Origin of the sequence: Paenibacillus xylanexedens, from assembly GCF_001908275.1 — a bacterium.
GTDB classification, from domain to species: domain Bacteria; phylum Bacillota; class Bacilli; order Paenibacillales; family Paenibacillaceae; genus Paenibacillus; species Paenibacillus xylanexedens_A.
Window position 1 is genome coordinate 3,060,191 of sequence record NZ_CP018620.1, and the last position, 14,368, is coordinate 3,074,558.

The window sequence follows — 14,368 nt, forward strand, 5'->3', positions numbered from 1 at the left end:
AGAGAAGAGAGTGGAATAATCCATGGTAAGCCTGTATGCTTTTCCCTACTATAGTGATAATGATTATTATTATTAAATAGCAGAGGGGATTTACTACAAATGGTAAGACAGAGAGCAACAACGATGATACTGTTGGCCCTGCTTGTGCTCGTTCTGACGGCATGTAGCAAGGCATCAGAAGTAACAGAAGCAACGCCTCCGCAACAGGATACACCTGTGGAAGAGAGTGGTACACAAACGATTGAGCATCTTAAAGGAACAGCGGTTGTACCGCAAAAAATAGAGCGTATGGTGGTATTATCTGCTGCTTACATCGATCACATGCTAACGATTGGTGAGAAACCAGCAGGCGTTAATGTAGAAGTTCGTTACGAAGGAGATTATTTGCCTTACCTTGCAGATCAGCTTACCGGCGTTCCAACGGTAGGGTCGGCAGACAGTCCTAACCTGGAGGCTATCCTTCAGATTGATCCGGATGTCATCGTTATTGAGAGTCGAACTGCGGAGAGTACGTATGAACAGTTGGAGAAAATCGCTCCAACGATTGTACTTGGTACCGAATGGCTGGATTATGCTGATGATTCAACATATTGGACACAGGATCTGTTGACCATTGCCGGGATGTACAACAAAGTGGATCTGGCAAAAGAAAAGATAGCCGAGGTAGAGCAGCAGGCGAAGCAACTAAAAGCGAAGATCGAACAACTGGATCAAAAAAAGTTGGCTTATCTGCGTGTAAGAGAGAAGACCTTGCAAATATACGCGGCAAAAGGACATCCAACCAACACACTTTTGTATCATGATCTTGGATTTGTGCCAACGGCTGTAACACCTGCCGAACAACGTGAGGACCTGTCCATGGAGAAGATTGCAGATGTGGATGCTGATTTTGTAGTTCTGGAGATTGACCCCAATGCCGATGAGTATTTAAACAACATCAATGCAAGCTCACTCTGGAAGGGAGTACCGGCTGTTGGCGCAGATCAGGTCTATACGACAGACTCGTTCTGGTTGTTTAAGGGCTGGGGAGCGATTGGGCGAAGCGAGATTATCAACGAAATTGAAGACATGATTAATAGATGAGACGTTATCCAAGACATGATTATTCAGAGATGTCGGAAGCGTTACAGCAATTTTTTGTGACGACGATCCAAGCGACTTGTGATGATTCCAAGTATCCTTTCCATGTGAAAGATCTGCTGAATGAAGAGAAACGAAACTTGATATTGCGTGAACAGGCTGTGCAGCAAGGGCTTCAATTGGGCGGCAAAGGAAGTGTGGCCGTCGGTACACTTTTTGCCAAACGTTACTCCGTATTTGTGATGTCCGTAATCTCAGCTTTCAGTCTATACGATACTATACTTAGCATTGCAGACGATGATGTGCGGTTTGAATTGAATGGAGCAGGTGGCATGCGATATGAGACTCGGCTTAAGAGAACCTTGTTGGAGGGTGGAGATCCTGTTCAGCGCAGATCAGAGAGTGGTTTGCTCAAGAAAAGAGTGCTGCTACATCTGGAACCTGTTCTGCGAGCAGTAGCCGTTAGTACAGGAGCGAGCGATAAGGTGATGTGGTCTTTAGTTGTGCATAATGTGCAACAACTGTATGTACGTATGATCAATGATCAGAGCATATGGAAGACAGATGAACGGCTTGCAAAGATTCAAGCAGATCAAAGCCTCTGGCTGGATCGACAAAACGATAATGCATGTACATTTGCCAGTGAGCTACAGTGCTTCGAACATTCCGGGTGGCAGGGACCGCCGTTCCTGATACGCCGATATTGTTGTTTGGCATATCAGGTTGGGAGCGGCAATCACGCACATGCATATTGTAATAGTTGTCCGAAGCTGGATTCGGAATCCCGATTGCGCAAACTTCTCCAGCAGTGAACAGACACTCTTATACCGCACGGTACGAATCTGTTACAGACAATCCATGTTCTCTTCGGTTTCCTGTGTATAGAATCTATGATCGACAAGCTACACAACCTGCAGCGGCTTGAGCCAGCGTCTGCGGGTTTGTTGGCTTTGTACAAGTTCACGATACCTTTGCATTGAGGGATAGTATTCGTTATACTTCAAGCTATTGATCAATTAATCACTAACTATTGGAGGGCGGATTATCATGGCAAAGGATACAGCAGCGTCGGTTAACCGGCGAAATGATATTATCTCTGCAGCAATTGACGTCTTCGCGGAAATTGGGTATTATCGTGCGACTACAGCCCAGGTGGCTGAACGGGCACAGATCTCACAGCCGTATATATTTCGTTTTTTCAAAACAAAAGAAGCTTTATTATTAACTGCAATTGAGGTCTCATGGACACGGGTGATTGATTCGTTTCGAATTGTGGTGGAGACGGCGCCACCAGATCAGTTGGAGAATGATCTCATTGAAGCCTATGATAAGATTCTGGAATCGCACAAGAGCGAAATATTGCTTCAGATGCAGGCGCAAACGATCCGGGAGGAAGTCATTCGTCAGGCCATGCAAAAAGGCATTAGTGATGTACGAAGCATGGTACTGGAAGCTTTCACCGTTGCAGGAATTGCTGAACCGCTGAAAAGAACCATGATTTTTCTGGCAATCGGGATGTTGTGTAATGTATCTAATGCGCTCGATATGCCGGAGCTGAAGGAACGATAGAGAGGGAGGTAAATTCCCTTCTTGAATTTTAGTTATTGATCAATCACTAATTGTGGTTTATATTGTTTTCAGGTAAGTATTGATCAATAACTAAATCAATAACTAAATGGATGAAAGAGGTCGATATACGATGAATAGAGCTATTGTGATTGGAGCGACAGGTGGAACAGGTGCAGCAATTACGGAGGAATTGATTAGACGGGGTATTTTTACGATTGCATTTGGGCGCTCACGTCAAAAACTGGAGCAACTTGCGGTAAAGTTGGGATCTCCAGATCACCTGCAAATCGCAGTGGGAGATGCATTTCGGTCGGATGATATTATCGTTGCTTCCCAGGAAGCGGATGTCCTGTTTCATTGTGCGAACGTCCCGTATAACGAGATGGAGAGTAGGCTTATTCCGCTTGGCGAATCCGTGATGGTGGCGGCAGAACACTTGGGTCTGAAAGTGGTGGTAATAGATGGAATCTACCCCTATGGCAGAAGACAAATGAACGAGGTAACAGAAGAACATCCGAAGCAGCCACATACCCGCAAAGGCAAGACACGACTTGCCTATGAACAGATGTTATTCAGCACAAGATGGAGCAGAGCTCAGGTGATGATCGTTCGTTTGCCAGATTATTATGGCCCATCGGCCAATCAGGCTTCCTATTTGGGTTCAACGCTTGAAGCGATAGCAAAAGGCAAGATGGCTTTTTTTATAGGGAATATGAAGACACCGAGAGAGTATATTTATTTACCGGATGCTGCGGTCATGGTGGTGGAGCTGGCAAGCAGAGAGATGACGTATGGACAGAATTGGAACATTCCTGGATCGGGGATCATCTCGGGTCATGACATCGTGCGATTGGCACAGAAGGCTGCGGGAAGAAACAAACCTGTGATGGCGTTAGGAAGAATGGGATTGTCGTTGATTGGACTAGGTGTACCCGTTATGAAAGAAATTGTAGAAATGTTATATCTGACCGAGGAACCCCTGATCTTGAGTAGACAGAAGTATGAGGAACGGATTGGCCCGGTTGTGGCAACATCTTTTGAAGAAGGAATTGCGTTGACGATTAAGGAGTTGGAGTTGCAGGGGGAGTAGAGGGGAATATATTTTTTAGAGAAAAGTAATTGATTGATCACTAACTATGGAGGTTTTATAGGTACATTGAATAGGGGGCGCACAAAGCTAGTCCCGGGCATAGAGTGTACTATTGTAAAATGCGGAGATTGACGTGGTGTACAAGGAGGGGGGATTTTCTTGTGAGCGGTATGTCTAAAAGGAAACGCAAAATTTCCTCAATCAGTACAGGTAAAAGGAAAGCCAAAAAATTAAAAAAGCACTCTATCCCAAAGAAGAAGAGTAAGTCTTGTAAGAAAAGCAGACGTAAATGCAAAAAAAAGAAAAGCCACAGGATTCCTTTCCTTCGCGGCCCACGGGGTTATCAAGGAATGAGAGGATTCACTGGAGCAACAGGTGCTACTGGGTTAACCGGAGACCCTGGGTATCCCGGCATATGGGGAGCAACCATTTTAACAGGACGGACCGGAGTAACTGGAACCACGGGAAGTACCGGAATAACTGGAGTCACAGGTGCAACAGGAGCTACCGGACTGATGGGCACCACAGGTGTGACTGGAACTACAGGATTTACAGGTCCGACCGGTCCAACGGGTGAGGCGGGAGCAACTGGATCTACAGGAAGTACAGGAGCTACAGGTGCAACTGGCACTGGATCAACTGGAGTCACAGGAACAACCGGCGCAACTGGAATTACCGGATTTGGTGTTACAGGCGTGACCGGTGCTACAGGAAATACCGGTATAACCGGCTTTACAGGTCCAACTGGAGTTGCAGGATTAGCTGGGGCTACCGGGTTCACTGGAGCAACTGGTCCAACTGGAATTGGTGTGATGGGACTAACAGGATCTACTGGTGAAACAGGAATAACGGGAGTTACAGGTTCGACAGGAACCACAGGAATTACAGGTCCGACTGGTGCCAATGGTTTAACGGGAAGTACTGGCGAAATTGGAATCACAGGCCCGTCCGGAGCAACTGGTATTACTGGAACCACAGGTATCACAGGCGTCAGTGGCGTAACCGGAACGACAGGTACTACGGGCGCGACCGGCGAAACAGGCATCACTGGCGTTACTGGAAATACTGGTGCTACTGGCACTACCGGTATCACAGGTACGACTGGTGTGACAGGACTCACTGGGGCCACTGGTATAAGTGGTGTCACTGGTGAAACAGGACCAACAGGTACAACCGGATTAACTGGCGTTACAGGTATAACTGGCGTTACTGGAATTGCGGGCACAACAGGAACGACTGGAATAACAGGTGCAACAGGTATTACTGGATTTACAGGCAGTACAGGTACGATCGGAGCAACAGGTGCCACTGGCACAACCGGAGTCATAGGTACGACTGGTTTGTCAGGACCCACCGGGGCTACTGGAGAAACGGGTACCACCGGAGTTACAGGTGCTACAGGATCTACTGGGGCGATAGGTGCAACGGGAAGTACAGGTACAATCGGCGTTACTGGCATAACAGGTACGACCGGTACTACGGGAGTTACAGGCATAACCGGCAATACTGGTGTAACAGGAGCCACAGGAATTACTGGAGCAACTGGAACTACTGGAGATACAGGTCAAACAGGGGTCACAGGAACGACAGGTGTGACGGGATCAACTGGCGCAACTGGAGAAACGGGTCTAACTGGGGCTACAGGTGTAACGGGCTCAACCGGTTCGACTGGCCCAACAGGAGAGACAGGACTAACAGGTATAACTGGAGCTACTGGAAGTACGGGTGCGACGGGAACAACTGGTGTTACAGGCGCAACCGGAGTTAGTGGCACAACAGGAATTGCTGGTGTAACTGGCGCGACAGGACTCACCGGGGTTACTGGTTCAACTGGTAATACCGGAGCTACTGGCATAACCGGGGTCACCGGCGAAACAGGGCCAACCGGCACAACTGGCTTAACTGGCGTTACGGGTACAATTGGTGTGACCGGAGCAACAGGCTTCACTGGAGAGACAGGAGCTACGGGTCTGACGGGAAATACAGGACCAACGGGTGACACCGGATTTACGGGTCCAACAGGTGAAACAGGAATCACTGGAGTTACTGGCCCTACTGGAGCAACCGGCTCAATCGGAACTACTGGAGATACAGGTTCAACAGGGGTCACAGGTACGACTGGCGTGACGGGACCGACCGGTGCAACTGGAGAAACTGGAATTACAGGTGCGGCTGGACTAACTGGCATTACCGGAACCACGGGTGTCACAGGAGGTACCGGAACCACTGGCGTTACTGGGGAGACTGGTCTAACAGGGAACACAGGTGTAACGGGACCAACCGGCACGACTGGTTTAACTGGCTTAACGGGAACAACTGGTATTACGGGAGTAACCGGAGCAACTGGTGTAACTGGAGAGACAGGACTAACAGGTATAACTGGAACTACTGGAAGTACGGGCGCGATGGGAACAACTGGTGTTACGGGTGCAACCGGAGGTAGTGGCACAACAGGAATTACTGGTATAACTGGCGCGACAGGACTCTCTGGTTCTACTGGTAATACCGGAGCTACGGGCATAACGGGGGTCACCGGAGAAACAGGACCAACCGGCACGACTGGCGTAACTGGCGTTACGGGTACCACCGGAGCTACTGGCGTCACTGGAGAGACCGGTCTAACAGGGAACACAGGTGTAACGGGACCGACCGGTTCGACTGGCCCAACTGGTGAAACAGGACCAACGGGCACAACGGGTGTAACTGGTATTACAGGAGTAACCGGAGCAATGGGTGTCACTGGAGAGACGGGTCTAACAGGGGGTACAGGTGCAACTGGTATTACAGGTCCTACGGGTGAGACTGGAGAAACAGGAAGTACAGGTGCCACGGGAGTAACCGGCGCAACCGGAACAACTGGTGCAACTGGGCTAACAGGAGTCACTGGTGTCACCGGGGCTACAGGTGTAACGGGATCTACCGGTTTGACTGGCCCAACAGGAGAGACAGGACTAACAGGTATAACTGGAAGTACGGGTGCGACGGGAACAACTGGTGTTACAGGTGCAACCGGAGTTAGTGGCACAACAGGAATTGCTGGTGTAACTGGCGCGACAGGACTCACCGGGGCTATTGGCATAACCGGGGTCACCGGCGAAACAGGGTCAACCGGTTCGACTGGCTTAACTGGCGTTACGGGTACAATTGGTGTGACCGGAGCAACAGGCCTCACTGGAGAGACCGGAGCTACAGGTCTGACGGGAAATACAGGACCAACGGGTGACACCGGATTTACGGGTCCAACAGGTGAAAAAGGAATAACTGGAGTTACTGGCCCTACTGGAGCAACCGGAGCTACTGGAGATACAGGTTTAAGAGGGGTCACAGGTACGACTGGTGTAACGGGACCAACCGGCACTAGTGGTATAACGGGAACAACTGGTATTACGGGAGTAACCGGAGCAACAGGTGTCACTGGAGAGACGGGTTTAACAGGAGGTACAGGTGCAACTGGTATTACAGGTGCTACGGGTGCGACTGGACTAACTGGTATTACCGGAACCACGGGTACAGCTGGTGTAACGGGCCCAACAGGTGCCACTGGAGCAACAGGAAGTACAGGTGCCATGGGAGTAACCGGAACAACTGGTGTCACTGGAGAGTCGGGTCTAACAGGAGTCACTGGTGTCACCGGGGAAACGGGTCTAACTGGGGCTCCAGGTGTAACGGGCCCTACCGGTTCGACTGGCCCTACAGGAGAGACGGGGTTAACCGGGGTCACAGGTCTGACTGGTGTGACGGGACTGAACGGTGCAACTGGAGAAACTGGAGAAACTGGAATTACTGGAACCACGGGTATCACAGGCGTGACCGGAGTTACCGGACTGACTGGTGTCACTGGGGAAACGGGTCTAACAGGATTCACAGGCGCGACGGGACCGACGGGATCGACTGGGGCGACAGGAGCAACCGGAATTACAGGTATCTCGGGAGTGACTGGCGTAACCGGAACGACAGGTGTTACTGGAGAAACAGGAAGTACAGGTGCAACTGGAGAGACGGGGCTAACCGGAGTCACTGGTGTCACCGGGGTAACGGGTCTATCCGGGGCCACAGGTGTAACGGGCTCAACCGGTTCGACTGGCCTAACAGGAGTGACAGGACTAACAGGTATAACTGGATCTACTGGAAGTACGGGTGCGACAGGAACAACTGGTGTTACAGGTGCAACCGGAACTACTGGAGATACGGGTCCAACAGGAGTGACGGGCTCAACCGGTTCGACTGGTTCAACAGGAGAGACAGGACTAACAGGTATAACTGGAGTCACTGGAAGTACGGGTGTGACAGGAGCAACAGGTGTCACTGGAGAGACGGGTCTAACTGGGAGCACAGGTACGACTGGAGTTACTGGTATAACCGGTCCGACAGGCACTACAGGACTAACAGGGAATACTGGTGAAACAGGACCAACAGGTACGATTGGGGCAACGGGTATCACGGGAGTTACTGGTGTAACAGGAGCCACAGGAATTACTGGTGCAACCGGAACTACTGGAGCTACAGGTCCAACAGGGGTGACAGGTACGACTGGAGTGACGGGCTTAACTGGCGCAACTGGAGAAACGGGGATTACAGGTGCAACAGGAGTTAGTGGCATAACAGGAATTACCGGAACGACAGGTGTAACTGGAGAAACAGGGTTCACAGGACCAACCGGTGCGACTGGCTTAACTGGTGTTACGGGTACAACAGGTGCGACCGGAGCCACTGGGGTCACAGGGGAAACGGGTACGACTGGAGCAACGGGAATTACTGGTCCAACTGGTGTTACGGGATTAACTGGAGCCACGGGCATTACAGGAGAGACGGGTGCAACAGGCGTTACCGGCACGACAGGTACAACCGGAGCCACTGGTGCGACTGGCATAACCGGAGTCACAGGTACGACTGGAGTTACAGGAGCAACGGGGAGTACGGGTTCCACAGGGATAACTGGCGTAACCGGGCCGACTGGTGCTACTGGAATTACTGGCCAAACTGGTGAGACGGGTCTAACAGGGGTCACAGGTACGACTGGTGTGACGGGGCCCACCGGGGCCACTGGAGCAACAGGAACCACGGGCATTACAGGAGAGACGGGTTTAACAGGCGCTACCGGTACGACAGGTGTAACGGGACCAATCGGTGCGACCGGAGCCACTGGGGAAACCGGTATAACAGGGGTTGCAGGAACGACTGGGACGACCGGATCTACGGGAGTTACTGGTGTAACCGGCTCGACTGGAGAGACGGGTGCAACAGGCGTTACCGGCACGACAGGTACAACCGGAGCCACTGGTGCGACTGGCATAACCGGAGTCACAGGTACGACTGGTGCTACAGGGGCAACCGGTCCAACGGGTATTACTGGTGAAACAGGAATAACCGGCACGACCGGGATAACTGGCATTACGGGTGTGACTGGAGCTACTGGAATTACAGGTGCCACTGGAGAGACGGGTGTAACAGGGGTCACAGGTACGACTGGTGTGACGGGACCCACCGGGGCTACTGGAGCAACGGGAACTACGGGAGTTACTGGCGTAACCGGCGCGACTGGAATTACGGGTGCCACTGGCATAACCGGCACAACTGGCGTAACTGGTGTTACGGGTACAACAGGAACGCCTGGGGCGACCGGATCTACGGGAGTTACAGGCGTTACCGGCACGACAGGCACAACTGGTGCCACTGGAGAGACGGGTGTAACAGGGGTCACAGGTACGACTGGTGTGACGGGGCCCACCGGGGCTACTGGAGCAATGGGAACTACGGGAGTTACTGGTGTAACCGGCGCGACTGGAATTACGGGTGCCACTGGCATAACCGGCACAACTGGCGTAACTGGTGTTACGGGTACAACAGGTACGACTGGAGCAACGGGAACTACGGGAGTTGCTGGTGTAACCGGCGCGACTGGTGCCACTGGCACAACTGGCGTAACTGGTGTTACGGGTACAACAGGACCAACCGGAGCCACTGGTTCGACTGGCATAACCGGAGTTACAGGTACGACTGGTGCTACAGGGCCAACCGGTCCAACGGGTATTACTGGTGAAACAGGAATAACCGGCACAACTGGCCAAACTGGTGAGACGGGAGTAACTGGACTTACTGGGGTTACAGGTAATACAGGATTTACTGGAACGACGGGAGCAACTGGTGCCACTGGAGAGACGGGTCTAACTGGGGTCACAGGTACGACTGGTGTGACGGGGCCCACCGGGGCTACCGGAGCAACGGGAACCACGGGTATTACAGGAGAGACGGGTGCAACAGGCGTTACCGGCACGACAGGTACAACCGGAGCTACTGGTGCCACTGGTGCCACTGGCATAGCTGGCACAACTGGCGTAACTGGTGTTACGGGTACAACAGGTGCGACTGGAGCCACTGGGTTCACAGGTACGACTGGTGTGTCGGGGCCCACCGGGGCTACTGGAGCAACAGGAACCACGGGTATTACTGGCGCGACCGGAGCAGCTGGGGCTACAGGGCTCACAGGTGTATCAGGAGCCACAGGCACAACAGGAATTACGGGTATCACGGGTGTGACCGGTGCTACAGGAACTACAGGTACAACGGGTGTAACAGGAGCCACCGGAAGTACTGGTTCAGCAGGAGTTACAGGTATAACTGGCGCGACTGGAGAAACAGGAATAACGGGAGTTACAGGAGCTACAGGAATAACCGGAACAGCAGGCATTACGGGAGCTACTGGTTCTACAGGTGCAACTGGGGTTGCCGGAGTTACGGGAACTACTGGGGTTACAGGCATCACAGGACCAACCGGCCCGACTGGAACAACAGGAACCACGGGTATTACTGGCGCGACCGGAGCAGCTGGGGTTACAGGGCTCACAGGTGTATCAGGAGCCACAGGCACAACAGGAATTACGGGTATCACGGGTGTGACCGGTGCTACAGGAACTACAGGTACAACGGGTGTAACAGGAGCCACCGGAAGTACTGGTTCAACAGGAGTTACAGGTATAACTGGCGCGACCGGAGCAACTGGAGAAACAGGAATAACGGGAGCTACAGGAATAACCGGAACAGCAGGCATTACGGGAGCTACTGGTTCTACAGGTGCAACTGGGGTTGCCGGAGTTACGGGAACTACTGGGGTTACAGGTATCACAGGACCAACCGGACCAACTGGTGCTAACGGACTTACAGGAGCTACCGGCATAACCGGTGTAACGAGTGCAACAGGAGCTACGGGAGCGACTGGAGCAACAGGCATCACAGGAACCACAGGTGCGACTGGGGCAACGGGGCTGACAGGAGCCACGGGCCCAACCGGCCCCAATTTTGCAACACAAGGGTTCTCGGCATTCCTGGCTACACTTTCGACAGCAACCAGCACTCAGTTAACCAACTGGACGACCACGGCTCCTTATTACGGTAATGCCAATTTCAATGCAACCACAGGAAACTATACCGTCCCGGTAACCGGAAGATACTCAATTGTGGCCACGATCAATTATTCAACGACTGCAGCGATTGCTCTATCTCTGGGTGCAGGCGTTAACCCAGCCTTTCTTGTACAGAGAACATCCCCTACGGTAACGACACTTGTCAGTGGTTTGTTGCCCGTACTCAATGTCGCGATTACGCTACTCACACTGCGGGCAGTGCTGGGAAGTGGTTCAGTGACTTTGGCAGTAGAAGTCGCATTGAATGCGGGAGATGTGATTGGACTGTTCTATGCTGCAAACGGGTTGACGATTACATTGAACCTGGGCAGTGGTGCTACAAATGGTATTGTGTGGTCTGTACATGAGATCACCTAAACACTTCTTAACGGATTGCGCCTATGGACAAATTCGTAAAGTTGTAATAAGTTAGTTTGAAGATATTCGAAATATCTTTTGGCAAGTGGACTAACAAGTGAGGTGGATTTCATGATTCCTATTTTGGGACGCATTAACGAATTAAGTCGAAAACAACGCAGCAGCGTCGGTTTGACAAAAGCAGAAAAAAGCGAGCAGCAGGAGCTTAGAAAACAATATTTGCAGGCTATTCGAGGTCAGGTACTGACAACCATGCTGGCAGTATCCGTTGTGGACCCACTGGGGCATGATGTGACCCCTGAGAAATTAACCAATGAAAAATTGCAGCGCCGTGAACAAGCCGGCCAATAGCATTCCTTTAATAAGACAGACCAAGGTTACATCTTGGTCTGTCTTTTTTTTCTGCAAATGATCCGCTCAGTAGGAATTGCATTAATAATCCAGTTAGAGTTTCGTAGGAATTAACAAGCATGTTATATATTTTTAGTGTTGATGACAATAAACCTACCGCCAACTTCAATTCATCCCCGATAACTCATATAATAAAGCTAATATATTTCAGAAAAACAAAGAAAAAGCACAATTACTCTCATTATAACTAACAACAAACTTACATCAAATAATCAAAGAAAGACTAGTTCATATATGTATCTCGAAAGGGTTGATGAATCATGAGCCTGGAAGCTTTAAATGAACGTGTGAAGAATGATCTGGCTTATTTGTCATTTGGTGGCGCGAACTGGGTACGTCCAAGAGAACATGCGGATGGTCATATCTATGATGTCGTCATTGTGGGTGGAGGCCAGAGTGGTTTAGGGGCGGCATTTGGACTTCTTCGTGAACGGATCTCCAATATTGTTGTCATTGACGAGAATGCATCGGGGCTTGAAGGACCTTGGGAGACTTATGCACGTATGGTTACTTTGCGCACACCCAAGCATCTGACTTCCATCGATCTGGGCATCCCCTCGTTAACCTTTCGCTCATGGTGGGAAGCACAGGTTGGGCCCGAAGGTTGGGAAGAGGTAGATAAAATCCCGCGTGGAGCCTGGATGAATTATTTGCGCTGGTATCGGGAAGTATTGAATCTGCCTGTGCTTAATGAGGTGAAATTGACACTGGTTGAGCCAATAGAGGACGGTATACATCGACTTCATGTGAATAAGGCAGGAGCTCAGATGGATGTGATACTTGCTCGTAAAGTCGTGTTTGCTACGGGAATTCAAGGGGGCGGAGAGTGGCATGTACCTTCCATGATTGCGGATAGATTACCTCGGGAGCTGTATGCCCATACGTCTGAAGCGATTGATTTTGAACGGTTAAAAGGTAAACGGGTTGCTGTGCTTGGCGGCGGCGCTTCTGCATTCGATAATGCGAGCTATGCCCTTGCCACGGGTGTGGCGGAAGCTCATGTATTTGTACGGCGGGAACAACTGCCTAGTGTTAATCCCATTCGTCAGATGGAACAATCCGGTATGATCGAGCGATACCACGCTCTTCCGGTTGCTGATAAATATGAAGTGATCTCTCATTTCTTCAAATTCAATCAACCCCCAACCAATGATACGTTTAATCGTGCGGCAGCCTGGTCTGGATTCGAACTGCATTTGAATTCGCCTTGGCTGAGTGTAGAAGAAACAGACCAAGGCGCTATTGTGCATACCGCACAGGGAGCATATGAGTTTGATTTTCTAATTATTAGCACAGGTCTGCTTAGTGATCCGGCACTCCGTCCTGAACTGAAGCTTGTGGAGCCATACATCGCGCGCTGGGAGGACTGTTACCAGGCTCCACCAGAGCATCGCAATGCATTGCTGGACGCACATCCATACCTGAGTTCCGGGTTTGCAATGACAAGCAGGAGTGAACAGGGTGAGAAACCGTTGCACGGACTGTTTGTATTCAACTACTCTGCACTTGCCAGCTGTGGTCTGTCGGCATCTGCAATATCGGGAACGAAGAGTGCAGTGCCAAAACTGGTCTCTGCCATAGCGGATCAGTTGTTCCTCGATGATCGGGAGATTATTTTACAGCAATTCTATGCGTATGAAGAACAGGAATTTACGGCTACGTGGGTGAAAAGTGGGCCCTCGCTGAGTAATCGCACTCTATAATATTGTGAACGTGTGGCATCTGATGCTGCACGTTTTTTTGTTTTTCATATGATGAAGGTTACACTTGCCTTTAATTTGTTGTAAAATGTCGGTTGGAACATGTTAAAGGCAGGGATAATAGATGAATGAAATGAACTATGAACAATTTAGAGCCCATTTGAAGAAAGCGTCACGTAAACGAAATGTACCTTTGATTAAGATCGTAGCGTTTCAAGAGAAATACATGAAGATTGAAGAAGTTCACTTTTACGATGTGGAACAAAATCATATGAGTGTTCGGGCCTGCAATACGTTGTGGATGCATCTGGAGAATAAATCTTTCCGTAATATGGTGTCCCAACATTTGCAGTTTTATAGAGATATGGAGAATCTGGGTCGGCATTCCTTTGAAAATCTGATCAAAGAACTATATGATACGTCTGTTCCTGTGCTGCTCGATTACAATCCCACTCATTATTACACCTCGGGGCAGCTCGCTGAGATTCTGGTCATGGACGAGGAGAGGTTAATTGAACAATTGGAGATGGGCCGCTTCAAGGGTGCTTTTATTAATGAAGATGGCAAATGGCTTAAACCCAAACCGGATACAATGGTTGTAGAGTCATAAACGTCATAAAGTCCCCATGAACAGCAAAATCCTGCAACGCCGCGCATCAAGCGCTGGAGGCTGCAGGATTTTTAATGGAGATTCGAAGCGAAGGACACGAAATACCAACTTTAAGAACACGAAGTAAGGT

Annotated in this window: 8 protein-coding genes; all 8 read left to right on the forward strand. The window is 50.4% G+C overall.

Annotated elements, in window-relative coordinates; translation table 11 throughout:
* Window positions 1–99: 99 nt before the first annotated feature.
* The 8 genes from BS614_RS13700 to BS614_RS13750 all read left to right on the forward strand — a co-directional run bounded on the left by BS614_RS13700 (window position 100) and on the right by BS614_RS13750 (window position 14,238).
* The gene (locus tag BS614_RS13700) at window positions 100–1,083 is read left to right on the forward strand and encodes an ABC transporter substrate-binding protein (RefSeq protein WP_074094404.1); all 984 of its coding nucleotides are present in this window, start codon (window positions 100–102) and stop codon (window positions 1,081–1,083) included.
* Window positions 1,080–1,892, forward strand: coding sequence for a hypothetical protein (locus BS614_RS13705; protein ID WP_074094405.1), 813 nt, complete (start codon window positions 1,080–1,082; stop codon window positions 1,890–1,892). The genes BS614_RS13700 and BS614_RS13705 overlap by 4 nt, the downstream gene beginning before the upstream one ends.
* Before the next feature lie 235 nt (window positions 1,893–2,127).
* Complete coding sequence (locus BS614_RS13710; RefSeq protein WP_074094406.1) at window positions 2,128–2,649, forward strand: TetR/AcrR family transcriptional regulator; 522 nt, start codon at window positions 2,128–2,130, stop codon at window positions 2,647–2,649.
* 130 nt (window positions 2,650–2,779) lie between these two features.
* The gene (locus BS614_RS13715) at window positions 2,780–3,739 is read left to right on the forward strand and encodes an NAD-dependent epimerase/dehydratase family protein (RefSeq protein ID WP_074094407.1); all 960 of its coding nucleotides are present in this window, start codon (window positions 2,780–2,782) and stop codon (window positions 3,737–3,739) included.
* Window positions 3,740–4,089: 350 nt separating this feature from the next.
* Window positions 4,090–11,517, forward strand: a complete 7,428-nt coding sequence (locus BS614_RS31130) for a beta strand repeat-containing protein (RefSeq protein WP_244898317.1) — start codon at window positions 4,090–4,092, stop codon at window positions 11,515–11,517.
* Between the two features lie 111 nt (window positions 11,518–11,628).
* Window positions 11,629–11,868, forward strand: coding sequence for a DUF896 domain-containing protein (locus BS614_RS13740; RefSeq protein WP_047842338.1), 240 nt, complete (start codon window positions 11,629–11,631; stop codon window positions 11,866–11,868).
* 320 nt (window positions 11,869–12,188) lie between these two features.
* Window positions 12,189–13,631 carry an NAD(P)-binding domain-containing protein gene (locus BS614_RS13745; protein ID WP_074094408.1) on the forward strand — a complete coding sequence of 481 codons (1,443 nt, stop codon included), beginning with the start codon at window positions 12,189–12,191 and terminating at the stop codon, window positions 13,629–13,631.
* A 121-nt stretch (window positions 13,632–13,752) separates the two neighbouring features.
* Window positions 13,753–14,238, forward strand: coding sequence for a hypothetical protein (locus BS614_RS13750; RefSeq protein WP_074094409.1), 486 nt, complete (start codon window positions 13,753–13,755; stop codon window positions 14,236–14,238).
* Window positions 14,239–14,368: the final 130 nt, after the last annotated feature.